Source organism: Paenibacillus sp. 32O-W, from assembly GCF_007679495.1.
GTDB classification, from domain to species: domain Bacteria; phylum Bacillota; class Bacilli; order Paenibacillales; family NBRC-103111; genus Paenibacillus_L; species Paenibacillus_L residui.
This window is the reverse complement of the sequence record NZ_VEGP01000144.1, coordinates 1-1,629: the sequence shown is the minus strand read 5'-3', so window position 1 is coordinate 1,629 and position 1,629 is coordinate 1. Positions and strand designations below refer to the sequence as shown.

The following is a 1,629-nucleotide window of genomic DNA, read 5'->3' as shown; positions in this document are numbered from 1 at the left end:
GGCACGGCATTTCCGAAGAAGGCGCAGCTTGATGAGCATCTGCACCTGCTGGAGGAAGCCAAGAAGCGCGATCACCGAAAGCTCGGCAAAGATTTGAAGATCTTTACCTTCTCGCGGGAAGTGGGGCAGGGCCTGCCGCTGTGGCTTCCTAACGGCGCCAAGCTTCGCCGGACGCTGGAACGCTATATTGTCGATCTGGAGGAGCGTCTCGGCTATCAGCATGTCTACACCCCCGTTCTTGCCAATGTCGATCTGTACAAGACATCGGGTCATTGGGATCATTATCAAGAGGACATGTTCCCTGTAATGAAGCTGGACAATGAAGAATTGGTGCTTCGTCCGATGAACTGTCCGCATCATATGATGGTTTATAAGAGCGAAATGCGCAGTTACCGCGATCTCCCTTTACGGATAGCGGAGCTCGGCACCATGCATCGCTATGAAATGTCCGGGGCGCTCACAGGGCTTCATCGGGTTCGCGCCATGACTCTGAACGACGCTCATATTTTCTGCCGCCCGGATCAGATCAAGGAGGAATTCTCCCGCGTCGTTAATCTGATTCGCGAAGTGTATCGGGACTTCGGAATTGAGGAATACCGCTTCCGTCTTTCGTACCGGGATCCGAAGGATACGGAGAAATATTTCCCTAACGATGAGATGTGGGAAATGTCGCAGCGCATGCTGCGAGAGGTTGTGGAGGAAATGGGTCTTCCTTTCTACGAAGCCGAAGGCGAGGCTGCCTTCTATGGACCGAAGCTGGATGTTCAGATCAAGACGGCTTTGAAAAAGGAAGAAACACTCTCTACCGCCCAGCTTGACTTCCTTCTGCCGGAAAGATTCGAGCTTGAGTATGTCGGCGAAGACGGTCAGAAGCATCGTCCGGTTGTCATCCATCGCGGCATCATCAGCACGATGGAACGGATGACGGCATTTCTGCTCGAGAACTTCGCAGGGGCACTTCCGACCTGGTTGGCACCGGTGCAGGCGAAGGTTCTGCCGGTTGCTCCGTCGTATAACGAATACGCCCGTAAGGCCGTTGATGCCTTGTTGGCGGCCGGCATCCGGGTCGAAGCCGATGAGCGCAACGAGAAGCTCGGTTATAAGATCCGCGAAGCCCAACTGGAGAAAATACCTTATATGCTCGTAGTGGGAGAGAACGAGCAGCAGGCCGGCACCTTGTCTATCCGCCGGAGGGGCCAGGGGGATATAGGTGCACACAGTATAGAGGATACGGCAAGCCTTATTCTCGAAGATATCCAAAGCAAGAAACATTAATTTAATACAAAGGCGATGACCAGAGACATGATTCCCTGTCCGGCCTGAACAGAGAGAGGAGCCCAGGCTGCAAGCTCCTTCAGAGACCGGTCAGGGAGTTACCCCTTTGCAGCCGTGATATGGAACCCGCGTTTGTCATTCGCGAAAGTATATATCACCGGGTTATTCCCGTTATGAAATACCGAAGGATTCGTTGTAAGGCGAAGCTGATTTTCCTGTCGGACCGGCCGCGAGCAAGCGGAAGGGAAGGGGATAGGGAAGAGCTGTCCGCCCGTGCCTGTCTTTCGTCCATTGGACGGAGCAGCGTTGGCAGCGAATCGAATGAGGGTGGAACCACGAGCAGAACGCACTCGT

The 1,629-nt window shown here is 54.0% G+C and carries 2 protein-coding genes; both read left to right on the top strand.

Annotated elements, in window-relative coordinates; genetic code table 11:
- Positions 1-1,275: threonine--tRNA ligase (thrS, locus tag FS806_RS25160; protein WP_144942078.1), on the top strand; the 1,275-nt coding region annotated here is incomplete at its 5' end.
- Positions 1,276-1,448: 173 nt separating this feature from the next.
- Positions 1,449-1,629, top strand: a 181-nt coding sequence (locus FS806_RS26435) for a hypothetical protein (RefSeq protein WP_222126773.1), incomplete at its 3' end; no start/stop codon positions are given.